This is a genomic window from Streptococcus suis S735 (assembly GCF_000294495.1).
GTDB lineage: Bacteria > Bacillota > Bacilli > Lactobacillales > Streptococcaceae > Streptococcus > Streptococcus suis.
Genome location: NC_018526.1, coordinates 353,533 through 380,121 on the forward strand (window position 1 = coordinate 353,533; position 26,589 = coordinate 380,121).

Consider the following 26,589-nt stretch of genomic DNA (forward strand, 5'->3'; position numbering starts at 1 on the left):
ATAAAATATCTTGATGAACGTTCCTATCAAGCAGTCTTAGACTTGACAGTAGCCGAGGAGGACAAGGGCTTCGTGGCTCCAAACGTGCGTTCCTTGGCGGATGCCTGGTTATATAGAGAGAATGGGAGTGGGAAAGAACTCGATGGGTTCTAAAAGAGTTCGTCAACAAGTCCTTATTTCCAGTTGTTGAGCTGAAACAGTCTATCCCCAGACTGTTTCACTCCCACCCCCCGCACAGCTCAAACTGTCTGGGAGACAGTTTGAGGTTGGAGATGAAGCGAACTCTGTTCGCATCAGTCGTAGAGGCCAGATTTGGAGTGTGTAGCACGAACAAAGCTGCCAATCAACCACTGCGCTGAGATGTTGACTAGAACTTTGAGAAGTGTACTTGCACTAGAACCTTGCCCCTTATGCCATCTGGGCGGATGAACAGGTGGTTGGTTTTGCCTTGATTGACATTGATGAAGACATCCAGCAGTATATGCTCTGGCGATTTATGATTGGCCAAGAGTTTCAAGGAAGGGGCTATGGCCAGGCGGCTTTGGAAGTCGTAATAGCAATGGCTCAATCACATCCTGTCTGCGACCATTTGATTGCAGCCTATGTTAAGGGCAATCAGAAAATGGCTCATCTCTTGGAGAAAAATAATTTTGTCTTGGATAGTGAAGAAGAAAGAGAATTGGTCTTCCGTTTGGAAACGCCTGGTGTTCAGCTATGAAATCTGCATTGTTAGTCATTGACATTCAGAACCTTCTAGTGGAGGAAAAACCTTATGCCATTGAAGAGCGATTAGCCCTCTGGTAAGATAGCCTTGCACAAGCCCGTCAAGCGGGGCTAGAAGTCATCCATGTCCGCCATCATGATCAGGAATTGGTCAAGGGGACTGCTGACTGGGAGATTCACTCAATTGTTGCACCCTTAGCTAGTGAGAAGATTTTCGATAAGTCCTTTAACAGTGCCTTCAAGGAAACGGGGCTTCATGCTTATTTGCAGGAAAAGGAAATTGAGCGACTCATTATCATGGGCATGGCGACCAATTTTTGCATTGATACGACGATTAAAGTAGCCTTTGAACTAGGCTACAAGGTAGCTGTGATCCAGGGCGGAACGACGACAGGTTATTCAGGTAAATTGGACGCCGAAGACTTGATTGACCACTACCAAAACATCTGGTCATGGAATTTTGCCCAGGTGGATAGATTAGAAAATATAATTAGAGGATAAGATGAAAGAACTAGATTTAGTAAAAGTTGTGGTTCAGGCTGCTGATGACAAGCGAGCTGAGGACCTTGTTGTAATTGATGTTCAAGGCGTGACCAGCCTGACAGACTACTTTGTGATTGCCAGCTCCATGAACAGTCGCCAGTTGGAGGCTATTGCGGAAAACATCCGTGAAAAGGTAGCGGATGTTGGAATCAAGAGTAGCCGTGTAGAAGGCGATAGTAACGGTGGCTGGGTCCTATTGGATCTTGGAGGCGTAGTCGTTCATATCTTCTCAGAAGAAATGCGTGACCTCTACAACCTTGAAAAATTATGGCACGAAGGCAGCTTCTTGGAAGTCGCAGACTTTTTAGAAGAGGAATAGTGAAACAGTTTGGGGAACTGTTTCAGCTGGTCACCATAAAACTCGAAAGTGACCAAAGAGAGTTCACTATTATGTAATTAGAAGTGATGAACTTCTTGAAAAAATATGAAGATAGATTTTGATTTGGGTGCACTATTTGAAACTTAAGTCAACATCTCAGCGCAGTGGTTGATTGGCAGCTTTGTTCGTGCTTCCCACTCCAAATCTGACCTAATCAACTGTGCGGGGGCAGGAAAACGAACTCTTTGGAATTGAGGAGTTCTTTCCTGCTCCCTTTTTATGAAAGGAAAAATGGGAAAATATGGCAACTTATGAAACATTTGCTGCGGTCTATGATGAAATCATGGATGACAGCTTGTATGATAAATGGACAGATTTTAGCTTGCGGAACTTGCCACAAGACACCAAGACAATTTTAGAATTGGCCTGTGGGACAGGGATTCAGGCTGTACGTTTTGCTCAAAAGGGCTATGAGGTGACAGGGCTTGACCTGTCCTATGAAATGTTGGAATTGGCCCAGAAAAAAGCAGAAGCTGCTGGTGTCATGATGGAATTGGCCCAAGCAGATATGATGGCTCTGGAAGGTGTGGGAGATTTCGATGCGGTGACCTGTTATTCGGACAGTCTGTGCTATATGTCGGACCGAGAAGCCGTTTTGCGGGTCTTTGAAGGCGTTCACTCGGTTCTCAATCAAGGTGGTACTTTCCTTTTTGACGTTCACTCCATCTATCAAATGGAGGAAGTCTTTGCAGGCTATAGCTACCATGAAAACTACGAGGATTTTGCCTTTGTCTGGGACACCTATGAGGGGGAGCATGCACATTCGATTGTTCACGAATTGACCTTCTTTGTCAAAGATGAAGCCAGTCAAGAGGAGCGGTTTATCCGTCGGGATGAAGTGCATGAAGAGCGGACTTATCCGATTGAAACCTATGTGGAATTATTGAAAGAAGCTGGTTTTGCATCTGTGGAAGTCTTTGCGGACTTTGAAGATGAAGCACCGACAGAAACAAGCCAGCGGTGGTTTTTCAAGTGTAAAAAGTAAGATTTAAAATTAAAGTGAAGTTTTCGGGTCCCACCAAATTAGAGTGGGATTTTGTGATATAATAAAAATAAATATATCTGTAAAGGAAAATGACATGGAGAGTTTACATCGTAAAATCAGTAACTGGGGTCAAAAAATATTCCTTCAGTTCAAAAATAGAACTCCTAATGTGGAAGGGATAAGTTTTAATAGACTGACCTCTAATAAAAATATAGATTTGGAAAGGGAAAATCCAAGCTTTAAACAAGCACTAGATTTTGCAATCCAAGATGATGAGTTAAAAAATGTAGCGATCACGGGAAATTATGGCTCTGGAAAAAGTAGTTTGCTTGATTCTTATGAAGCGAAGTACTCTAATAAAAAATTCCTCCATATTTCTCTAGCTGACTATAAAGAAAATGATTTATCAGGCTATAAAGAAAATGATTCATCAGAGTCAGGAAAGAAACTAAATGTACGACAGATTAATGTGATTGAAGGCAAGATCATAAATCAATTACTTCATCAGATTCATCCAAAACATGTAAAGAAATCGATTTTTAAAACATTGTCTCGAACTCCAAGAAGAATACCGCTTTTATTAACTGTATATATTGTACTATTCTTCATTACACTTTCTTATTTTTTGAAACCCAATTTTTTAAAAGCTTTAGTCACTGCTGACAAGGTATTTGGGTGGGATGCCAATACCGTATTTAGCTGGTTATTTTTGATTCTTCTTTTTATTGGCTCCCTTACAACGATTTGGTATATAGTTGAAAATAAGACGATAAAATCATTGACAATTGGTGGCAAAAATGTTTCATCAGAGATTGATATTTTTTCTGATCAGTCGATGAGAGTTTCCTATTTTGACAAATACCTAGATGATGTGTTGTATCTTTTGAATGAATCAAGAGCAGATGTCATTGTTTTTGAGGATATCGACCGTTTTGAGAATAACACTATTTTTGCCAAGATTAAGGAACTAAACGTATTAGTCAACAATAAGCGAAAAATAGCTAAGAAATCATCAAAGCTAGTGTTTCTTTACCTGATACGAGATGATTTATTCATTTCAAAAGAAAGAACTAAATTTTTTGATTTTATCATCCCAGTCCTTCCAGTTATTACGAGTTCAAACTCTAGCGATAAGTTGACAACTACTTTAAAAGAAATGGGAATAAAATCAGGATTAGCGGATGACTTCCTCTTCAGAATCTCGCTTTATATAGATGATATGAGATTGCTTAATAATATCTGTAATGAATTTTATTCTTATCAGCTTGAATTGACACATGACAAGACGGGTGAGAAAAATGCATTGGATCTTGATTTGAAAAAAATATTTGCAATGATTGTCTACAAAAATATTTTCCCGAAAGACTTTTCTGAGTTGCAGAATAATCAAGGTTTTCTATATTCATTGTTTAATGAGAAAGAAGTTAGAAGAAGTGAAAAACTTACGAAGATTGATAGTGAAAAACTGCATTTAGAGAATAAACTGAGAAAGATTCAGAGTGAGCACATTCAAGATGAAATTGAACTCTATGGAACAATTTTTAAAATTCCAAATGGGAGAAAGGTTGTCAGTGTCAATGACAAATTTCAAGATGAGTTTACTTCTTATCATGATTTTATTTCTGAAATGCTGGTGGAAGGAAGTCGTATCATCTCCTATGTGGATTTTGATGATGCTTACCGTAATGTAGGTATTAAAACAGAAAATATGGATTCAATTTTTCCAGAGAAAGATTCTCCAGAGTTTAAGGAACGCCTTGATACTGTAAGAAGTCGCAATAATAGTAAAGAGTTGCAACAAAAAATTGCTTCATTAAATCAAAAACGGAGCTTTGTTGAAAAACAATTGATTGCGGACATCTATACTAATCAAGAAATACATGAATTTGCTAAGAGTAGAGAAGAATTTATTGATATAGAAAAAAATCAGCAATTTGATATTATTTACTTCTTATTGAAAAACTCTTATATAGATGAAACCTATCCAGATTATTTGACCTATTTTTATGGCAATGTCTTAACTAAGAATGATAAAGAATTTTTGAGAAATATTTCCAGTGGAAGAAGTGCAGGTTTTGATTTCAGACTGGTAAATATTTCAAATATCTATCATCATTTGCAATTAAAGGACTTTAGAAATGAAGAAGTTTTAAATTTTGACTTGATTGAATACATGCTTAAAAATTTGGAGTTGCAGAGTCGAGAAGAAAACTTGAGTGCTATCTTATTACAAGAAGATAACTTGGATTTTTTGGTTGAACTGGCAAAGAAATTGTATGATAGTAAGTCTGAAAAATATAACTTGGAACAGTTTGGGCAGTTGATGGAGTTTTGGCTATCTACTAATCCACAAAGATTTATTGACTATATGAAGTCTACGAAGGTGGAGTATCAAGCTCCACTAAAGAATAAGTTCATTCGAGCTTTGATGAATCAGGTGAACTTAGATAGTGTTGATAATGAAATAAAGGCGTTAGTAGCTCGTTATATCAATGAAAATAATGATTTAATTTCACCAAATGAAGATTTTACATCATTTTTCAAAACAAACCTTAAGGCAATCAATCTTAAATTCACTCATTTTAGAGAGCCTGATGATGATGCTCCCAGAACTACGACCTTCTTGGAGCTTATCGACTTTATCTTTGGCAATAGTTTGTATGAGATAAATAAAGAAAATTTAAGATTTTTTATGCGGTGGTTTAAGGGAAGTACTGACTGGTCAGAGGAAGACTTCAAGCACAAGAATTTTGAACTGCTTCATACAAATGATAATTATTCACCGCTGCTAGAGTATAGTAGATTGAAGATAACAGACTATGTCTATGCATATTTAGAGATTTGTGAGGGGACTATTTTAGATAACTCGGAATATATTGTAGAACTACTTCAAAGAAACGAAGTTTACGAGTCTGGATTTAATTTGGGAACACTGGAGGAAGAACGCCAAATTGATAGAATTTTACAGTTCCTTCCGGATAATAGTATTAATTTCAATAGCGATGATTTCCGTCAACTTGTAGAAGAGGATATTCTTGAAGAGGGGAATTATCTTACCTTGCTAAGTTTACTAGTTCAAACTTCTAAAGCCGTAGTGGATACTGATATTATCTTATCTTATTTTACCGAGAATCAGAATTATGATAATAGTCTTATCAACTTTATCAATAATGCAAGAGATTTAAAATTTGAAGAGGATATATTTAACTTACTTGAGAAAGAAGAACAAAGAAACTTTTTCACCAAAACTGTTGAGTGTATGGAGTTAGATGACACCAAATATGAACTCATACTTAGCACACTTGGTTGGCACTATACCGATACATTTAATAAAAGTGGAATAGAGTCAAGTAAGCTTAGAATATTAATTGATTTGGAAATTATACAGTTTAACTCTAAGAACATTGAATTTTTCAGAGATAATTATCCAGAGGATACACTATACCTAATCAAGAAACACTTATCGGAATATCTAGATACTAAAAGTAAAATATATAAGGAAGATGAGTTGTTAGCATTACTTGATGATGACATTATTTCGGATGATGAGAAAACTAACATTGCAGACCATATTTTAAAAATCAGTATAAAAAATAAACAGTATTCAGAAAAATTGACTGCTCATATTTTGGAAAATCAGTTTGATGAAGAGGATTTGAGTTATATCATCAGTAGTCAATTCTTTGACAACCAGTCACTGAGTTTGAAAGAGCTAGTTAAACAAATTGCAATTGAAAATCTTGATACTATAGCTGAAGAATTTTATGCCCAAATTAGTAATAATTTAATGAGAAAGCTAATCGCTGAAAGTCAATTAAATACATTAAAGAAATTAATTTATAATTACTATGTATATACACCAAATTTGGATGAGAATGAGAAGCGAGAGCAGTTTTCTAAGTATTTGAATCTATTTGCTCTATCGGATAATATTACAGCTTTAAAGGAACTCAATGTATTTGATGAGTGGGATAGTGTATTGAAAACATTAAATAAACCAGGGACTAGATGGGGACAAGTGCAAAAAACAACAATAAACTTGGCATTTGCAAGATACTTAGATAGTAATAATTTTGTAAGCTCAATTAACGAACGAAGTAACGATATCCGCTTAAATAGCTACAAGGATAAAACTATACCTTTGTAGACCTATGTTAGACTATGATAGAGTTGTCGAATTAAAATACAAAAAATAGGAGAAATGCATGTCTATTTCAGGGATAATAGCAGAATACAATCCCTTTCACACGGGGCATAAATACCTGCTGGAACAGGCCGAGGGGCTGAAAATTGTCGTCATGTCTGGCAATTTTATGCAACGGGGTGAGCCAGCCATTGTGGATAAGTGGACACGGGCTCAGATGGCTTTGGAACACGGGGCAGATCTTGTTGTCGAGATGCCCTTTTTGGTGTCGGTCCAGTCGGCTGACCATTTCGCCAAGGGAGCAATCAGCATTTTACACAGGCTAGGTGTGGAAAAACTGGTTTTCGGTACAGAAGAAATGCTGGATTATCAGAAAATTGCGGATATCTATGTGGATAAGTCGGAAGAGATGGAAAATTTTGTGAAAAACTTGCCAGACAATTTCTCTTATCCACAGAAGACCCAGGCCATGTGGCAGGAATTTGCGGGTCTAACCTTCACAGGTGATACGCCAAATCATATTCTGGCTCTGGCTTATGCTAAGGGGGTGGCTGGAACAGGCATTCAGCTCAGCCCTGTTCAACGGCAGGGAGCTGGTTTTCATTCGGAAGAGGTGGAAACGTCCTACGCCTCGGCGATAGCTATCCGAAAGGGTGCTGACCAGCTGGACTTGGTTCGTGACTTTTTACCGTCTGCCAGTCTCTTTGAAGAGGCGACCAAGGTAAGCTGGAGAAACTATTTTCCTCTGCTCCGCTACCAGATTACGACCCACCCAGATCTCAGTCAGGTCTTTCAGGTGAACGAAGAACTAGCCAGTCGTATCCGCTCTGCCATTGGGAGCGTAGCGACCGTGGAGGAGTTAGTGGAGGCCGTTACGACCAAGCGCTACACCAAGGCGCGGGTGCGGCGGGTGTTGACCTACATCCTGATTAATGCGGTGGAAACTCCCTTACCAGATGCGGTCCATGTGCTAGGCTTCTCGGCTCGAGGTCAGGCCTATCTCAAGCAGGTCAAGGAGCGAGTGGGCTTGGTGACGCGGATCGGTAAAGAGCCCTGGGACAGCCTGACCCAGCAGGCGGATTTGGTCTATCAACTGGGCGCTGACGCAATGGCAGAGCAGACCTATGGGCGCGTGCCGGTGAGGGTGGAGTGAGAATCTGAGTTGAAAATAGAAAATTTTTATAATTTTTCCCTTGACTCTAACGCTGGGTCATAGATTATACTGCTATTTATGAGAGGAGATTATCCATGAAAACAGTGAAGGAAATGAGTCAGCTTTCAGGTATCAGTGTGCGCACACTTCATTATTACGATGAAATAAATTTGCTGACACCTAGTTTTATTGCGGAAAACGGATATCGTTACTATGATAATGAGGCGTTTGAAAAGTTGCAAGAAATCTTACTTTTTCGTGAATTGGAATTTCCTCTCAAAGAAATTAAAAAAATTGTAGGGAATGCAGCTTATGATAGAGAGTCAGCTTTGAAAGACCAGATTAGATTACTGGAGTTGAAAAAGAAGCACTTGGAAAAAGTCATAAAGCATGCCAAGTCTTTACAGCAGAAGGGAGAAAATTACATGAATTTTGAAGTGTTTGATAAGTCTGATTTGTTGGCTTTCCAGGAGGAAGCTAAAGAAAGATGGGGTAATACCGCAGCTTTTCAGGAGTTTTCTGCTAAGACGAATCAGGAAGGGTTTGCTCATATAAGTGCAGAAATGTCTGGTATTATGATGGAATTTGGAAAAATGAAGAGTTTATCAGCTGATGATTCTAAAGTTCATAAACAGGTAGAGGTTCTTAAAGCTTATATTAGTGAGAATTTTTATAATTGTACCAATGAAATTCTAGCAAGTCTAGGACAAATGTATATTGCAGATAACCGGTTTACTCAATTTATTGATCAAGTGGGAGGAGAAGGTACAGCGTCCTTTGTCAGTCAGGCAATAGCAGTTTATTGCAAAGAATAAACGAAAGAAGTCTAGTGAGAACTAGGCTTTTTTAGTATTATGAAAACGCTTTATATATGGTATAATAAAACATAGAATAAAGATGGGGATCTAGTATGACAAAGATAAAAATAATCAGCAATCCATTTCATAAAAGTATTGTTTTTCAAAAGCAACAACCGATTACAGAAGTTTGGGAGGAAATTACATTTGAATCCAATCCAAATAGTCGTTTGGTAAGGGAAAATATTCAAAAAGGGGTGCTATCATTTCATATCCAAGAAATAGTAGATATTCTGGTGGCAGAATATGATGATGGAACAGGGATTGACTTGTTATTTGAAGGAAATAGTGATGAATTTCAGGAGTTGAAAACATTTGTCCAATCGTTAAATAATTCTTCTATTTCTTTGAAGAAATCTGCTTATAGCTTGACAAATGCACGAGATATTCTACCTGAAGTTCTTTCTATTTTTGATAAAACTCAGGTCATTCTTCCTGAAGAACTTGAACATGACGCAGCCATACAAAAGTTTCAAGATGCAACAAAACCTCAGATTCCATTATTGGTTTTGGGAAATTATAGTGCAGGGAAGTCTACTTTTATCAATTCATTGGTAGGATATGAGTTATTGCCTGCCAGTGACCAACCTACAACAGCGAAAATTATACAAATTGAGAAATTTGCTGAAAAATGGATTGAAATAGAAGGAACACTTCTAAGAAATAAGGTTTGTATCCGAATTGATGAGGACGGCTTTGAGGTTGAAGGCGACAGGATTGATGAGACAATTATCAAAGATTTAGAATCCATTCGTCAGAGTTTGCCACAAACAACTCCGCAAATACTAGCACGGGCTGTGTTGGCTTATTTGAATGCTAGGGAAGATAGTGATTTGAATATTATCACTGTGAAAACAGCGTTTACCGATAGTCCACTGTCAAAATCTTCTCATCGCTACATCATATTTGATACTCCAGGTTCCAATTCTTCGACCAATATGGAGCATTTGCAGCTTCTTCGTGAGGCTATGGCGGGTATGAGCAATGGTTTGCCTATTTTTATATCGGAATACACTAGCTTAGATACTGTAGACAATGATAAACTCTATCAGGAATTAGAACAAATAGACGGAATTGATTTACGGTATACAATACTAGTTGTTAACAAAGCAGACACTGCGGCCTTATCAACTTTTCAAGATCATCAGGTATTAAATCAAGCCCTTCCAAGAAAATTATCAACAAAAAGAGTTTATTTCCTATCCTCTCTAATGGGCTTGGGGTCAAAAACCAGCGGTCTTTTCCAAGAGCCAGATTATGAGAGAGTTTATCAAAAAAGTTTGGCTGAGTTTACAGACGCTTCAAATCCTTATTATCAACAGTTGTATACTTATAATATTCTTCCAACTCAGCAGAAACTGGCTCAGGAATTGCAGTCTAAGGAGGAGAGAAATCTTCTCTATGCCAACAGTGGACTGTACAGTTTAGAGTCGGAAATTGAGGTTTTTTCAACCAAGTATGCGGCTTATAATAAATGTGTACAGGCGGACCAGTATTTGCAGCATATTATTTCTCAAACGCAGTCAATCATTGAAGATTCCAAGAAAACAATTGAGCAAGAAAAAGATCGTTTAGAGAAAAAGTTGGAGAAAGACAAGCTGGCATTGGTGAATGATTTAAAACGCCAACAAGCTGATTTTTTCAATTCCTCATCGACGGTATACCAACAAAACTTGAATGAGAAAGTAAGGGATGAGAAACATTATGCTCCGTTACAACTGTTCATAAAAGAGCGGGACTCTCTATGGAGTAAGGCAGTTGATGATTTTCAATTGAAATCCTATCAAAAAGAAATGGCAGAATCTCCTAAGAAAGCCCTAAACAATATCAAGAATAGTTTAGGAAAAGCCTGGGATAAGAAAAATATTGAAATCCTAGGTTCAGCATTTGTAAATGGTTTTAACGATACGGGAAAAGTGTTTTCGAAGGTTGATGACTATAATAAAATGAAGACCAAGGCCAAAGGTCAAGTTCGGGATCAGTTAATTACTTTTGCAAGGTTTGAATACATTAAACAAGTGGAAGAGGTTGGAAAAGACTTTACGACTCTGTCAATTCATTATTGGAAGGAGCAGACAGGATTGATTAAAGATAGATTTTCTCAGCTCATTGGTGATGCGTCCGTATTGTCAGATCAAAAGCGGGCGGCTATTAAAGAAATCATTTTCCAATTCCAGCAGCCAGTTTTGTACCATGATTCCAAGCAATTATTTGATCAAAAATCATTGGTAGAAGGATTCCGTTTGGGAGACATCCAGATATTTGGTGATGCCAACAAGATCGATTTACAAAAGCTAGAAAAACGCTATAATAGTTTGTTAAAAACTGCTTACAAGCATATCAATGAGCAATTGATTAGTCACCATCAAGCGACTTTTTATAAATGGGTTGAAGCCTTATTGCATTTGGTAACGGAGAATATTGTAGAGTTTAGTCCAGACCTTCATTCTACGAATTTGTTAATACAGGACAACCGAGTGAAGATTGAGGAATTATCAACCAACTTGCAAAATCTACATGAGTATTCTAAGGACTTGCACGACTTGATGGCATGGAAAGATGATGAGGAAGTAGCAAATGGTTATTAAGAAGATGATAAAAAAAGTAGCTACCAAGGCAGCAGACGGTGTTTCAAAATTATCAGAATTGAGTCCAGAGCAGCTTGAAAAAGTGCAGGCTCAAATGGCGACTTATCGGGATCAAATTCCTGATTTGTCAGGTGAGGCTGCGGAGGAATACTTTAGGAAACAGTTAGCAATTGCTGGCGTAGAAGTCTATAATGCCTATCTACCTCAGTTAAAAGACCTTTATCTTCCGATTGACAATAAAACGGAATTTCGTTTAGAAGATGAGGGAGTTTTGATCGATGAAGGCGAATTTAAGAGTGGTTATAATATCCGCTACATCAACATTACCAAGTGGGTGACGGATAAGCAGGAAAATAGTTTGGAGAAACTGGTCAGTGTTTATGAGGTCTTGTCAACAACTCCTTGTAATATTTCTCTTGTTTTCCACCGTAAACAGGAGGAAACATCTGTATATTTAGCGGTCACTAACACTGAAAATGCGGATAGTAATGCAGATGTTGATAGTTACCGCAAGCGATTGGTCTCAGCTATCAAGGGAAATTTTCCAGGTGCAGCTTGGAAAGAGGAGGTTGGAAGAGGTAGCCTGCCTTGTTTTGAGGACTATATTCCCTACTCAGTAGCAACAGCTTCTAATATTCCAACGGAGAAATCAGAGAAGTTCATCAGTCAGACAATCGAAAAATTATTGGATGGCATTGTACCTGAAAACAAAGAACAAGAATACATTCTTGTCCTCCTGGCAACGCCAGTTTTGGATGTTACAGATAGAAAATTGCATCTTTCTCAGATTTATTCTAACCTATCTCCTTATGCCACTTGGCAGACCCAGTTCCAATTGACAGAATCAGATTCCAGAGGCTCTTCTGCAACTGTTGGGGTTAATATTGGTGCCAGTGTCGGAAGCCAGACAGGTCACAATCTAACCCAAACCCATTCGCAAGGTCAAACTGAGTCAAGAGGAACTAGTGAGACGGAGACCAATACCAAAGGAAGTGGTTGGCAAGCAGGTGTAAATATTAAAATACTCAACGGAGGTCATAATTGGAACAAAAGCAAATCAATCGCCAAAGGCATCACCAATACAATAGGCAAAACAGCCTCGGTTGCCAATGCCGTTGGGAAAACAGTTTCTAGCAGTCTAGGTGCCAATTTTGGAGCTAATTTTGCTCGAACTTCCAGTGTGACTGCTACCATTGGGAAAAATGAAGGCATTAGTCAGTCCTTTGTCAACCACCATGTTCAGCACGCTCTAAAAAATTTAGACAAGCAGATGGAGCGTTTGGAATTGTCTACTGCCTTGGGACTATGGGATTTTTCTGCCTATGTTTTGAGTGAAGATCCAACTATTGCCAATAACGTTGCCCATTCCTATTTGGCCTTGACTCAGGGAGAAGAATCGCATCTGTCGCAAACAGTTGTCAATCTTTGGCGTGGGGATGTTCAAATGGAACGTGATAAGGCTAAAGCACTGACTGCCTACTTGAGAGATTTACGCCACCCTCTCTTTGGTTTCAACCCAGAAATTCTAGAGATTGATGAAGAATTTGCAGTTTATCCAGAAATCGTCACAGCAGCCACGCCACTGTCTGGAAAGGAATTAGCCTATGCTCTCAATTTTCCTCAGAAATCGATTGCCGGTCTTCCTGTTTTAGAGTGTGCTCAGTTTGGTCGTAATATCTCTACTTTTGAGGAGAAAGATGATCAGGAGCAACTTCCTTTGGGAAATATTTTCCACATGAATCATGAGGAAAATACAGCAGTTCAGCTTTCCTTACCTTCCTTGGCCTCCCATACATTTATTACAGGTAGTACAGGTACAGGTAAGAGTAATACCGTCTATCAATTGCTCGCTCAGGCTAGGGAAAAAGGAATTAAATTTTTGGTTGTAGAGCCAGCTAAAGGAGAATATAAGCAGGTTTTTGGCTCAGATGAGGATGTGGCAGTTTTTGGAACCAATCCAACTATCACTCCCTTATTAAAAATAAATCCATTCAGCTTCCCTGAAGGCATTCATATCCTAGAACATTTAGACCGTCTTGTAGAACTCTTCAATGTTTGTTGGCCAATGTATGCAGCGATGCCTGCTGTTTTGAAAAAAGCCATTGAACAAGCCTATCAAGATTGTGGCTGGGATTTGATTTCGTCAGTGAATACTTATTCAAAAACCATTTTCCCAACGTTTGCAGATGTCTTACGGACAATCAGAGAAATTATCGACTCGAGCGAATACGACAATGATAATAAGGGAGCCTATAAAGGAGCTTTGCTGACACGCTTGGAGTCACTGACAACGGGGATTTACCAGTTGATGTTTACAGAAGATGAGATTTCATCCGAGAAGTTATTTGATGAAAATGTTATCGTGGATTTGAGTCGTCTGGGTTCTAGTGAGACCAAATCGCTGATAATGGGTCTCCTCATTTTAAAAATGCAAGAATACCGAATGGTTTCTAGTCAGGGTATGAATCAGCAGCTCCGCCATGTGACTGTTTTAGAAGAGGCCCACAATCTCTTGAAACGTACATCAACAGAACAGGCAACCGAATCTAGTAATTTACTTGGAAAAAGTGTGGAGATGTTGACCAATGCCATCGCTGAGATGAGGACATATGGAGAGGGCTTTATTATCGCAGATCAGTCGCCAGGTCTCTTAGACTTAGCTGTTATTCGTAATACCAATACCAAGATTATTTTGCGCTTACCTGAATATTCCGATAGGGAGTTGGTTGGTAAGTCTGCTAATCTAAATGAAGAACAAATAAATGAATTGGCCAAACTGCCGAAAGGTGTCGCAGCAGTCTATCAAAATGAATGGCTGGAACCAGTTTTATGTAAGGTGGCAAAGTATGACTCAACTGAAATGGTATTTCAACAACCAACCCAATTAGTAAGGACAGAATCACCCTATCACCGCTTGGCTATTTTAGAATTACTGACTACTAGCCCAAACCTAGATAGCACCTTGTCTTTTGAAGAATTACAAGAATTAACTCTAGCAGTAGGTCTTGATAGTTTGACTCAAGTAAGAATCTTTAACTTCTTACGAACAACATCCCCAGATAATTTTAGTATGCATGAACTGGCGCACATTCTCGGGAAAGTATACCCAGAATTAGTCGAGAAAATTCGGTTGAAAGCAGAAAAAGGGTTAGAGCCACCCGCTTTGACACAGGTACTTCAGCAGGAAATTGACAGTAGTATACCTGAGACGATCAGTGAGCAGGCCAGACGGGATTTAGTACAGGGCTTGATGACTTGTTATTATTTATTTGAACTAAAAGACCACAAGGCCATGCAGGATTGGTTACGAAATGGAGACTTAATATGATAGAAGGATTGAAAACTGTTGCGGAGGCAGTTAAGCCTGTCGTAAATGAAGTTGGCAAACGAGCGATAGATGCCTTTGAAAAGCCGATAGATTCAGATAAGCGATTGGAAGCTGCATCTGATAATAAAACCACTTTTCGCTATGATGGTCTGAGCAAGCCTCAAGAATTTCTAGCTCAAGCCCAAGGGTTTCCCAAAGAGATAGCTAAGGATATTTACAATTCTCAGGAACTCAAGCATTATATGGACATAGGAATGCGAGCTGTGCAATTTGGACAGAAAGAAAATGGGGAGCCACGATTTTGTCTTATTCCAAAAGATTTATCGTTTGATAGAGTTGTAGACTCACAGGGGCGAACCAACGCAGAGCGATTGCAAAGTGGATTACTACCGATAAAGGATGGTCAACCTTTAGAAGTTCACCATATCGGTCAAAAAAACGGTGGTCATTATGCCTTATTGACGAAAGAAGAACACATTAAGAATGGGAATAAAGAAATGTTGCATAAGCCAGGTAAATCTGATGTTGATCATGGTTTAGATTTTGCTAGAGATAAGCGATCAATTGCTAAAGTACTTATGGAGGAACAAGTATGAGTCAGTTAGTAGATAAAATAAAAGTAGTCCAAGGTCTTTATAGCGGTAGCCCTGCTAGTGAGCAAGAAGTGGCAGTGGCTGAGAGTAAGCTTCAGTTGATATTTCCAGCAGAGTATAAGGACTATTTGAAAGAGTATGGGGTGATTTCATTCTATGGAACAGAATGGAATGGATTGAAAGGAGATACTTGGACCGATGTAGTTGCAACCACCTTGGAAGCGCGTAGTCTGTATGAAAATTTTCCTAAAGAGAAATTTATTTTAGAGGATCTACATTTTGATGATATGCTTGTTTTAGCGGATTCGACTGGTAAAGTCTTTTTGTGGCACAATGGATTAGAAAAAGAGATTCATTCCTCAATTGCGTCCTATCTGGAAGAATGTGTAGCCAGAAAGGACACCCCATGATTCAACCTATTATGAAAGATATTTTCTTCCTGCAGCAGAAGTCTGAGCCTGCGACTCAGCTAGATGTGCAGGTCGGTCAGGACTTGCAGGACACTTTAGCAGCCAATGCTCATGCCTGCGTGGGCATGGCGGCCAACATGATTGGCGTCAAAAAGCGGATTATCATCGTCAATATGGGTTTTACCAACCTGGTCATGTACAATCCCGTCCTCATCAGCAAGGCCAAGCCCTATCAGACAGAAGAGGGCTGCCTGTCGCTGGAAGGTACTCGCCCGACGACACGCTATCAGGAGATTGAAGTGGAGTTTTTTGATGCTTCATGGAAAAAGATCAGCCTAAAGCTGACAGACTTCCAAGCCCAGATTGTTCAGCATGAACTAGATCATTTGGAAGGGATTATCATCTAAATCTACCGTCAGGTAGATTTTTTTGTATAAAAGTCAAAAAAGGTCAAACAAAACTATTGACTTTTACTGACCAATGATGTAAAATAAGATTCGTAAGGTAAAGGGCCTTACAAATTCTTTGAACAAAAGGTCAGTTTAGGTCAAACAAAAAAGTTTGACCGACAAATTGACTAAATGGTCAGTAAAAGACAAACTTCTAAGGAGGTTGCTATGAAAGACAGGATTATACCCTATTAACTATTTTTTTATCACAAAAAGGTCAGTTTTGGTCAATAAAAACATAACATGAAACGAGGTAAAAACTATGAACAACAATTTCAATAACTTTAACAATATGGACGACATTTTCAATCAACTCATGGGCAACATGGGTGGCTACAGCACAGAACGTCGCCGTTATTCTATCAATGGGCGTGAAGTGACACCAGAAGAATTTGCTATGTACCGTCAGACTGGTCGCCTGCCACAGACAGAAGAAGTGGCTCAAACACAGGCTAAAGGTCAGATAAAGTCAGACGGAATTCTTGCAAAACTTGGTCGCAATTTGACACAAGATGCGCGTGAAGGTAAGTTGGATCCAGTCATTGGACGAAACAAGGAAATCCAAGAAACCTCTGAAATCCTAGCTCGCCGTACGAAAAATAATCCTGTTTTGGTCGGTGATGCTGGTGTCGGAAAGACAGCGGTAGTAGAAGGATTGGCTCAAGCCATTGTCAATGGTGATGTGCCAGCAGCCATTAAGAACAAGGAAATCATCTCCATCGACATTTCAGGCTTGGAGGCTGGGACTCAGTATCGTGGAGCTTTTGAGGAAAATGTGCAGAATCTTGTGGATGAAGTCAAAAAAGCTGGAAATATCATTCTCTTCTTTGATGAAATTCATCAGATTTTGGGAGCTGGTAGCACTGGCGGAGACTCAGGTTCCAAGGGTTTAGCGGATATTCTCAAACCAGCTTTATCCCGTGGGGAATTGACGGTTATCGGTGCCACTACACAGGACGAATACCGCAATACTATTCACAAGAATGCTGCTCTGGCTCGTCGTTTCAATGAAGTCAAGGTCAATGCTCCGTCCGCAGAGGACACCTACCAGATTTTGAAAGGGATTAAGCCGCTTTATGAAGCCCACCACAATATTGAATTGCCAGATGAGGTTTTGAGAGCTGCGGTTGATTATTCCGTCCAATATATTCCACAACGTAGCTTGCCTGATAAGGCTATTGACCTAGTCGATGTGACCGCTGCACATTTGGCTGCACAACATCCTGTGACAGATATTCAGACCTTAGAAGCAGAAATGGCTGAGGCAAAACAGTTGCAGTTGGAAGCAGCTGAAAAAGAGGATTATGAAAAAGCCTTGAATGAAAAAGTCCGTATTGATAAGCTACAAAAACAGATTGATAATCATACGGAGCAACAGAAAGTGGTGGCGACTGTTAATGATGTGGCTCAGGCGGTTGAGCGGATGACAGGAATTCCAGTCTCTCAAATGGGAGCTTCTGACATTGAACGACTCAAGGAATTGAAAAATCGTCTGGCAGCAAACGTTATCGGTCAAGACGATGCGGTGGAAGCTGTATCTCGTGCCATTCGTCGGAATCGTGCAGGTTTTGATGATGGCAACCGTCCAATTGGTTCCTTCCTCTTTGTTGGTCCGACAGGTGTGGGTAAGACAGAGTTGGCAAAACAGTTAGCACTAGACTTGTTTGGTAACAAGGATGCCATTATTCGTTTGGATATGTCTGAATACAGCGATCGGACAGCCGTTTCCAAATTAATCGGTACCACAGCTGGCTACATTGGCTACGATGACAATTCCCATACTCTTACCGAGCGCGTCCGCCGCAATCCGTACTCAATCGTTCTTATGGATGAGATTGAAAAAGCTGATCCACAAGTGATTACCCTTCTCTTGCAAGTGCTAGATGATGGGCATTTGACTGATGGACAGGGCAACCAAGTTAACTTTAAAAATACCATTATTATCGCGACTTCTAATGCAGGTTTTGGTTATGGAATGGCAGAAGGTGAAGAAAATCAAGACATCATGGACCGCATCGCACCATTCTTCCGCCCAGAGTTTCTCAATCGTTTTAACGCAGTCATCGAGTTCAAGCATTTGGATAAAGATGATCTCAAAGCCATTGTAGAATTACTCTTGGCCCAGGTCAATAATACCCTGGCGAAGAAAGGCATCCAATTAACGGTAACGGAAGCTGCCAAAGAATTCTTGATGGAAGAAGGCTATGACAAGGCCATGGGAGCCCGTCCTCTGCGCCGTGTGATTGAAAATCAGATTCGTGATAAGGTGACGGATTTCTATTTGGATCATGTTGATGTCAAATATCTGGAAGCGGATGTGGTTGATGGAAGCATCCAAATAAAAGAGCAAAGCTTTGCTTAAAAATAGTGAAGAATTTGAAAAATCGGATAGAAATATCTGATTTTTTCTTTTTTGTTATTCGCTAACAAATGCTATAAAATAGGCTTTCTAGAGCACATTAAAACTTTTTTTATAAAATCCTTGACAAGTGCAAACGTTTGCGTTAAACTATATTCGTAACCGACAGAAAGGAAAACGTTTTTATGACAAATCGTACCAGTGGAATTTTGATGCATATTACCTCACTTCCAGGTAAGTTTGGTATTGGTACTTTTGGACAGTCTGCCTATGATTTTGTAGATTTCTTGGTGGAAACCAAGCAAACCTACTGGCAGATTTTACCACTAACAACTACAAGCTATGGAGATTCTCCTTACCAGTCTTTCTCTGCTATTGCAGGAAATACACACTTGATAGACTTTGACCTCTTGGTTGAAGATGGCTTATTGGCAACAGAAGATTTCCAAGATGTAAATTTTGGAGATAATCCTGAAAAAGTAGACTATGCTCTTATCTATCAAGTTCGTCGACCAATTTTGGAGAAGGCAGTTCAAGCATTTTTACAAGATGATAAGAAGAAAGCTGCTTTTCTAGAGTTTGAAAAGGCTAACTCATCTTGGTTGACAGATTATGCGGAGTTCATGGCTATCAAGGAATACTTTGGTAATAAAGCTCTCCAAGAATGGGAAGATAAAAAAGTTGTAGCTCGCAATGAGGAAGCTCTTGATAAGTACCGCTTAGAATTGGCAAATCAAATCGACTACTACAAAGTCACACAGTATTTCTTCTTCAGCCAATGGAAACAATTGAAAGAATATGCCAACAAACACCACATCAAAATCATCGGAGATATGCCAATCTATGTTTCTGCTGATAGCGTTGAAGTGTGGACAAAACCCCAACTATTCAAATTGGACAGTGAACGCAAGCCGCTTTATGTAGCAGGTGTACCAGCTGATAACTTCTCGGCAGATGGTCAATTATGGGGAAATCCTATTTACGATTGGCCAGAACATGAAAAAACAGGCTATAACTGGTGGATTTATCGTATCCATGAAAGTTTCAAACTTTATGATGTCCTTCGGATTGACCATTTCAAAGGTTTCTCAGACTTCTGGCAAGTTGATGGTAAGGCAGAGGTGGCAAAAGTTGGAACTTGGGAACCAGGTCCTGGCTACAATCTCTTCAAGGCTGTCAAAGAAACACTTGGAGACCTTCCAATCATTGCAGAAGACCTTGGAAACATTGACGCTAAAGCTCGCAAATTGCTTGCGGATTGTGGCTATCCAGGCATGAAAATCTTAGAATTTGGTTTCTTTGATGTAACAGGTAAGAGTATCGATGCTCCACACCGTTGCATTCCAAATTCAGTTGCCTACACTGGAACTCACGATAATGAGGTTGTCAATGGCTGGTACAACAATCTTGATCCAGAACAACAAGAATACGTGGATGCCTACAGCAACCGTAAGCCGATTGAAAAAGTTAGCCAAGCTATGCTCCGTATGCTGTTTGCAACAGTGAGTGATACAGCTATCGCAACCATGCAAGACGTCCTAGACTTGGGAGAAGAAAGTCGAATGAATATGCCGTCAACTATCGGTGGAAACTGGGAATGGCGCATGAAAGCTGAAGACTTGACCCAAGAACGCAAAGACTTCTTGACAAAAATGACATTACTATACCAACGAGGAAATGAAAACCATGACTAAATTTACAACATTTGCAGAAACAAATACTTCGAAGAAATTAGCTGATTTGACAAATGAAGAAATCTATCTTCAACTGTTGAACTATGTAAAAGATGCAGCAGCTTCAAAACCAAAAAACACAGGAAAACGTAAAGTTTACTATATCTCAGCTGAGTTCCTTATCGGTAAACTCTTGTCAAACAACTTGATTAACTTGGGTGTGTATAAAGACGTTCAAGCAGAATTGGCAGCAGCTGGTAAATCATTGGCGCAGGTTGAAGATGTTGAACCAGAACCATCACTTGGTAACGGTGGTTTGGGACGTCTAGCTTCATGTTTCGTTGATTCTATGTCAACACTTGCTATCAACGGTGAAGGTGTTGGTCTGAACTACCACTGTGGTCTTTTCCGCCAAGTATTTAAGAAAAATGAGCAAGAAGCAGAGCCAAACTTCTGGATTGAAAATGATTCTTGGTTGATTCCAACAACTATCAGCTATGATGTTCCATTCAAAAACTTCACTTTGAAATCAAAATTGGATCGTCTTGATATTCTTGGCTATAAAAAAGAGACTAAGAACTACCTCAATTTGTTTGATATTGAGTCAGTAAACTATGACTTGATTACAGACGGTATTTCATTTGACAAGACTGATATTAAAGAAAACTTGACACTCTTCTTGTACCCAGATGATTCTGATAAGAATGGTGAATTGCTCCGTATCTACCAACAATATTTCATGGTATCAAATGCTGCTCAACTTTTGATTGATGAAGCAATTGAGCGCGGTTCAAACTTGCATGACTTGGCTGACTACGCTTATGTGCAAATCAACGATACTCACCCATCAATGGTGATTCCTGAGTTGATCCGTCTTTTGACTGAAAAGCATGGTATTGAATTTGCGGAAGCAGTTGCCATCGTTAAGAATATGACTGGTTACACAAACCACACTATCTTGGCGGAAGCACTTGAAAAATGGCCACTTGAGTTCCTTGAAGAAGTGGTGCCACACTTGGTTGATATCATCAAAGAATTGGATGCCCTTATTCGTGCAGAAATTAAAGACCCAGCAGTCCAAATCATTGATGAATCAGGTCGTGTACACATGGCTCACATGGATATCCACTTCTCTAACTCAGTGAACGGTGTAGCTGCGCTTCACACAGAAATCCTCAAAAACTCTGAATTGAAAGCTTTCTACGAGCTTTATCCAGAAAAATTCAACAATAAAACAAACGGTATCACTTTCCGCCGTTGGTTGGAATTTGCCAACCAAGACCTTGCTGATTACATCAAAGAATTGATTGGCGATGAATACTTGACAGATGCGACTAAACTTGAAAAATTGCTTGCCTTTGCTGATGACAAGGAAGTTCATGCTAAGTTGGCTGAAATCAAGTTCAACAATAAGTTGGCTCTCAAACGTTACCTTAAAGACAACAAAGGTATCGAGCTGGATGAAAATTCTATTATTGATACACAAATCAAACGTTTCCACGAGTACAAACGCCAACAAATGAATGCCTTGTATGTTATCCATAAATACCTTGAAATCAAGAATGGTAACCTTCCGAAACGTAAAATCACTGTTATCTTCGGTGGTAAAGCGGCACCTGCCTACATCATTGCACAAGACATCATTCACTTGATTCTTTGCTTGTCAGAGTTGATCAACAATGACCCAGAAGTAAATAAATACCTCAATGTTCACTTGGTAGAAAACTACAATGTGACAGTTGCTGAGAAACTCATCCCTGCAACAGACATTTCAGAACAAATCTCATTGGCTTCTAAAGAAGCGTCAGGTACTGGTAACATGAAATTCATGCTCAACGGTGCATTGACACTTGGTACAATGGATGGTGCCAACGTTGAGATTGCTGAGTTGGCTGGTATGGATAACATCTATACATTTGGTAAAGATTCAGATACCATCATCGACTTGTACGATAAGGCTGGATATGTATCTGCGGACTACTACAATGGCGATGCCAATATCAAACGTGCAGTTGACTTTATCGTTAGCGATGAGGTAAAAGCACTTGGTAACGAAGAACGTCTTGGCCGTCTGCACCATGAATTGATTTCGAAAGACTGGTTCATGACCTTGATTGACTTGGCTGAATACATTGAAGTAAAAGAACAAGTCTTTGCAGACTACGAAGATCAAGATTCATGGAACAAGAAAGTTGTTCATAACATTGCCAAAGCTGGATTCTTCTCATCTGACCGTACGATTGAACAGTACAATGAAGATATTTGGCACAGTAACTAATTGAATTCCAACAATTAGTAGGAAAGTTGATTGAACCACTCCAAAACTTATCAGATCAATTCTTCCTATGTGTTGAAGAATAAAAACCGACCAGTTTTTACCATTATTGGTACTCTCCTTAGTATATAAATGCAAAGAATGTCTCTGCAAAAGCAGAGACATTCTTTTTATAACTATAAAATTCTAGAAGTTTTGTACACTTGATCAAAAAAATCGAAAGTTTCCTTTTACCGTTTCGCCATTGATACAAAGCTAACTTTGTCTGGACGGTAACTAATTGTTCCATACTGGAAAGCTTGACCATTTGAAAGATAGGTGATGCTAGTGACCACGACGACCATGTCATAGTCTCCTAAGTCCATCAATTGTTTTTCTTCTTCGTTTGCAAAACGGAAGGAAATTTCACGTCTGGAATGAGAAATTGTTAAATGGAGTTCTTCTTCTAAGTAGCGGTAAATAGAGCTTTCGGCAATTTCTTTGCTGAGATAAGGGACGACCCTACGGTCAAAATAGGAAATGTCATATTCCAACCGCTCACCGTCAATTGTCCGTACCCGACTCACTCGATAGAAATCTACCTTATCATCAACTTCGAAAGTTGACATTAAATCTTCTTGACCTTGAATAATATAAAGCGAAGTAAGCTGGGTCTGAATTTGGTGCTGTGATCTTTTGTTCAATTCGCCCGCTGTTTTAATTTCAGAAAGATATTGGTCCTTCATTAGACCATGTTCGATAACAATAGAAGATTTCCCCTGTTTCTTTTGAATATAACCATCCATTTCAAGAAGAGATAGTGCTTTGCGAATGGTGTCCTTGGAGTAGGAATACACTTCCATTAATTCATTTTCTGTCGGTAGGGCCTGTCCAGTTGACCAAACCTGCTCTTCGATTTTTTTCTTAATATCTTGATAAACTTTTTTATACTTACTCATAGTTTCCTGTCTTTCTACCCATTAGTGTATCATAAAAGAGCTAGAAAGGGGCAATACATCTATTTTATTTAGTAGAATATACAACTTTTACGTAAAAGTTTAAAATATTACGGAAAAGCTATTGACTAATGCAAACGTTTACGCTATACTATTCCTATAAAAGAAAACGGTTACGCATTTTCAGAGAGAGGGGGAGCAATGAAATTACTAACAATTAATGTCCACGCCTGGTTAGAAGAAAGGCAGGATGAAAAACTAGATGTTTTAGCCCAAACAATAGCTGAAAAGGCTTATGATGTCATCGCTCTTCAAGAGGTCAATCAGCTCATAACTGCTGATTTGGTAACGAAAGACTTGAAGGCGGATAATTATGGCTTGATTTTATTAGAAAAATTAAGAACCTTGGGACAATTTGACTATTCATATTATTGGAGCAACTCACATATCGGCTACGATAAGTACGAAGAAGGGATTGCCTTTCTTACCAAGTTGCCAGTTTATGAAGTGGATCAATTTTATTGTAGTCAGAATAAATCTATTGATTCCATCCTATCACGAAAAATTATGGGATTGACGGTCTTCTATCAAGACCAGTTGATCGACCTGTATTCTTGTCACATCAATCTTCCAGGGAGTGAAGAGGAAGACCAGCTTGATAACATTCGTACGATTGTGGAACGGACTGGCAATAGACGTTTTAAGATTCTTATGGGAGATTTTAATACCGATGCCTTCTCAGATCGAGAGGCCTACGAAGCGATTACAGAGCTCGGTCTTTATGATTCATATAATCTAGCGATGGAAAAAGACCAGGGGATTACGGTTGAAAAGGCTATCGATGGCTGGGCTGGTCACAGTCAGGAAAAACGATTGGATTACATTTTCTTAAATCAGAAAAAGGAAGTTTTATCCAGCTTAGTGATTTTCAATGGAGAGAATCGTCCGATTATTTCAGACCATTTTGGTGTGGAAGTTGAAATTAATGTATAAAATGGCACAGAGCCAAAAAATAAAGGAGAAAAAATGAAAAAATTTCTTAGTTTCGAATTTTGGCAAAAATTCGGTAAGTGTTTAATGGTCGTGATTGCAGTTATGCCTGCAGCAGGTCTGATGGTTTCTATCGGAAACTCTATTCCGTTAATCAGCCCAGAATCAGAACTCTTGATTCGTATTGGGAATATCATTGCCCAAATCGGTTGGGGGATTATCGGAAACCTTCACTTGCTCTTTGCCTTGGCTATCGGTGGAAGCTGGGCTAAGGAAAAGGCTGGTGGTGCCTTCTCAGCAGGTCTTGCCTTCATCCTTATTAACTTGATTACAGGTCACTTCTTTGGAGTGACGACTGACATGCTTGCAGATGCAGCAGCAACCGTAACCACTGTTTTTGGAACAGAGATTCCAGTTTCAGGCTACTTCGTCAACATCTTGGGTCAGCCTGCTCTGAACATGGGTGTCTTCGTTGGTATCATCGCTGGTTTTGTAGGGGCAACAACCTATAACAAATACTACAATTACCGCAAATTACCTGATGTTTTGACCTTCTTTAACGGTAAACGCTTTGTACCATTTGTGGTTATCTATCGCTCAGTTCTTGTAGCGCTAGGATTAGCTATCTTTTGGCCAGTTGTTCAAACAGGAATCAACAGCTTTGGTAAATGGATTGCAAGCTCACAGGATACAGCACCAATTCTTGCACCTTTTGTTTATGGTACCTTGGAACGTTTGCTTCTTCCATTTGGTTTGCACCACATGTTGACCATTCCAATGAACTATACATCACTTGGTGGCACCTATGACATCTTGACAGGTGCACAAGCAGGTACACAAGTATTTGGACAAGATCCGCTCTGGTTGGCTTGGATTACAGACTTGATCAACCTCAAAGATGCTGGCGATATGGCTCAGTACAATGACCTTCTTGCAAACATTACTCCAGCCCGTTTCAAAGTTGGTCAAATGATTGGTTCATCAGGGATTTTGATGGGATTGACTTACGCTATGTACCGCAATGTGGATGAAGATAAAAAACATAAGTACAAAGGTATGTTTATTTCTTCAGCACTTGCCGTATTCTTGACAGGTGTAACAGAACCAATTGAGTTTATGTTCATGTTTGCAGCAATGCCACTCTATGTCGTTTATGCTTTTGTACAAGGTGCGGCTTTTGCCATGGCTGACATTGTCAACTTGCGTATGCACTCATTTGGTAATATCGAATTCCTTACACGTACACCGATGGCGATCAAAGCTGGTATCGGTATGGATGTTATTAACTTTATCTGGGTAACAGCCCTCTTTGCGGTTGGTATGTACTTCATTGCCAACTTTATGATTAAGAAATTCAACCTAGCAACAGCTGGACGCAATGGCAACTATGATACAGAAACAACGGATGTGGTTTCAAACTCAAACGTAGATACTGCGGATGCCAATTCACAAGTGGTTCAAATCATCAACTTGCTTGGTGGTCGTGATAATATCGCAGATGTGGATGCTTGTATGACTCGTCTTCGCGTTAGTGTTAAAGATGTGGCACAGGTTGGAGATGAAAATGCTTGGAAACAGGCTGGTGCTATGGGCTTGATTATCAAAGACTCAGGTGTTCAAGCAGTCTACGGACCAAAAGCAGATGTTCTCAAATCAGACATTCAAGACTTGCTAGAATCTGGCGTAGCCATTCCTCGTACGGAAATTGTTGCGACAGAAGAAGTTGCTCCTGAGACTCAGTTCAAAGGTGTGACGGAGACAGTCTACTCTGTTGCTGAAGGGCAAGCCATTGCCATCACAGAAGTGAAAGATCCGGTCTTCTCACAAAAAATGATGGGCGACGGTTATGCAGTTGAGCCTAGCTCAGGCAATGTTTACGCACCAGTTTCAGGTATTGTAACCAGTGTCTTCCCAACCAAACACGCTGTCGGTATTTTGTCTGACAAGGGTGTAGAAGTTTTAGTTCACGTTGGTTTAGACACAGTTGCACTAAACGGTGCTCCATTCTCAACTAAGGTAACAGATGGTCAACGTGTTGAAGCAGGGGATTTGCTCCTTGTCGCAGATTTGGAAGCCATTCGCTCAGCAGGACGTGAAACAACTATCGTCGTTGCCTTCACAAACACAGCTGAAATCAAATCTGTCAGCCTTGAAAATCTTGGACAGGTCAGTCAAGATAGCCAAGTTGCGACAGTAGAGTTGTAA

17 protein-coding genes and 1 pseudogene are annotated in these 26,589 nt (G+C 39.5%); 17 read left to right on the forward strand and 1 reads right to left on the reverse strand.

Annotation, left to right across the window (positions count from 1 at the left end):
- The first annotated feature begins 433 nt into the window (after positions 1–433).
- The 15 genes and pseudogenes from YYK_RS01825 to glgP all read left to right on the forward strand — a co-directional run bounded on the left by YYK_RS01825 (position 434) and on the right by glgP (position 22,462).
- The gene (locus YYK_RS01825) at positions 434–718 is read left to right on the forward strand and encodes a GNAT family N-acetyltransferase (protein ID WP_011921945.1); all 285 of its coding nucleotides are present in this window, start codon (positions 434–436) and stop codon (positions 716–718) included.
- Positions 715–1,224: pseudogene (locus tag YYK_RS01830) on the forward strand (cysteine hydrolase family protein). Before YYK_RS01825 ends, YYK_RS01830 begins: the two are co-directional and overlap by 4 nt.
- 1 nt (position 1,225) lies before the next feature.
- Positions 1,226–1,585: a ribosome silencing factor gene (gene rsfS, locus YYK_RS01835; protein WP_011921947.1), complete on the forward strand. Its 360-nt coding sequence runs from the start codon at positions 1,226–1,228 to the stop codon at positions 1,583–1,585.
- A 301-nt stretch (positions 1,586–1,886) separates the two neighbouring features.
- A complete protein-coding gene (locus YYK_RS01840; RefSeq protein ID WP_011921948.1) occupies positions 1,887–2,630 on the forward strand; it encodes a class I SAM-dependent DNA methyltransferase in 744 nt (247 codons plus the stop codon).
- Between the two features lie 94 nt (positions 2,631–2,724).
- Positions 2,725–6,777: a YobI family P-loop NTPase gene (locus YYK_RS01845; protein ID WP_014917208.1), complete on the forward strand. Its 4,053-nt coding sequence runs from the start codon at positions 2,725–2,727 to the stop codon at positions 6,775–6,777.
- Between the two features lie 58 nt (positions 6,778–6,835).
- Entirely contained in the window at positions 6,836–7,927 is a 1,092-nt protein-coding gene (locus YYK_RS01850) for a nucleotidyltransferase (protein ID WP_011922652.1), read from the forward strand.
- Positions 7,928–8,022: 95 nt separating this feature from the next.
- Positions 8,023–8,742, forward strand: a complete 720-nt coding sequence (locus YYK_RS01855; protein WP_011922653.1) for a MerR family transcriptional regulator — start codon at positions 8,023–8,025, stop codon at positions 8,740–8,742.
- Positions 8,743–8,837: 95 nt separating this feature from the next.
- Positions 8,838–11,372 carry a dynamin family protein gene (locus tag YYK_RS01860; protein ID WP_012774974.1) on the forward strand — a complete coding sequence of 845 codons (2,535 nt, stop codon included), beginning with the start codon at positions 8,838–8,840 and terminating at the stop codon, positions 11,370–11,372.
- Positions 11,362–14,700: an ATP-binding protein gene (locus YYK_RS01865; RefSeq protein ID WP_012775498.1), complete on the forward strand. Its 3,339-nt coding sequence runs from the start codon at positions 11,362–11,364 to the stop codon at positions 14,698–14,700. Before YYK_RS01860 ends, YYK_RS01865 begins: the two co-directional genes overlap by 11 nt.
- Positions 14,697–15,296, forward strand: coding sequence for an HNH/ENDO VII family nuclease (locus YYK_RS01870; RefSeq protein ID WP_012774975.1), 600 nt, complete (start codon positions 14,697–14,699; stop codon positions 15,294–15,296). Before YYK_RS01865 ends, YYK_RS01870 begins: the two co-directional genes overlap by 4 nt.
- Positions 15,293–15,703, forward strand: coding sequence for an SMI1/KNR4 family protein (locus YYK_RS01875; RefSeq protein ID WP_012774976.1), 411 nt, complete (start codon positions 15,293–15,295; stop codon positions 15,701–15,703). Before YYK_RS01870 ends, YYK_RS01875 begins: the two co-directional genes overlap by 4 nt.
- Positions 15,700–16,110, forward strand: a complete 411-nt coding sequence (locus YYK_RS01880) for a peptide deformylase (RefSeq protein ID WP_012774977.1) — start codon at positions 15,700–15,702, stop codon at positions 16,108–16,110. Before YYK_RS01875 ends, YYK_RS01880 begins: the two co-directional genes overlap by 4 nt.
- A gap of 304 nt (positions 16,111–16,414) precedes the next feature.
- Positions 16,415–18,514 (forward strand): AAA family ATPase, encoded by a 2,100-nt coding sequence (locus tag YYK_RS01885; protein ID WP_012774978.1) that lies wholly within the window; start codon positions 16,415–16,417, stop codon positions 18,512–18,514.
- Positions 18,515–18,696: 182 nt separating this feature from the next.
- Complete coding sequence (gene malQ, locus YYK_RS01890) at positions 18,697–20,205, forward strand: 4-alpha-glucanotransferase (protein ID WP_011922661.1); 1,509 nt, start codon at positions 18,697–18,699, stop codon at positions 20,203–20,205.
- Positions 20,198–22,462: a glycogen/starch/alpha-glucan family phosphorylase gene (gene glgP, locus YYK_RS01895; protein WP_012774979.1), complete on the forward strand. Its 2,265-nt coding sequence runs from the start codon at positions 20,198–20,200 to the stop codon at positions 22,460–22,462. Before malQ ends, glgP begins: the two co-directional genes overlap by 8 nt.
- Positions 22,463–22,689: 227 nt before the next feature.
- Here glgP and YYK_RS01900 read toward each other — a convergent pair whose 3' ends face one another.
- The gene (locus YYK_RS01900; protein WP_004194205.1) at positions 22,690–23,397 is read right to left on the reverse strand and encodes a UTRA domain-containing protein; all 708 of its coding nucleotides are present in this window, start codon (positions 23,395–23,397) and stop codon (positions 22,690–22,692) included.
- Between the two features lie 198 nt (positions 23,398–23,595).
- On the opposite strand from YYK_RS01900, the gene YYK_RS01905 reads away from it, so the two are divergent.
- Positions 23,596–24,387, forward strand: coding sequence for an endonuclease/exonuclease/phosphatase family protein (locus tag YYK_RS01905; protein ID WP_011921968.1), 792 nt, complete (start codon positions 23,596–23,598; stop codon positions 24,385–24,387).
- Positions 24,388–24,420: 33 nt separating this feature from the next.
- Complete coding sequence (locus tag YYK_RS01910; protein WP_011922665.1) at positions 24,421–26,589, forward strand: PTS transporter subunit IIBC; 2,169 nt, start codon at positions 24,421–24,423, stop codon at positions 26,587–26,589.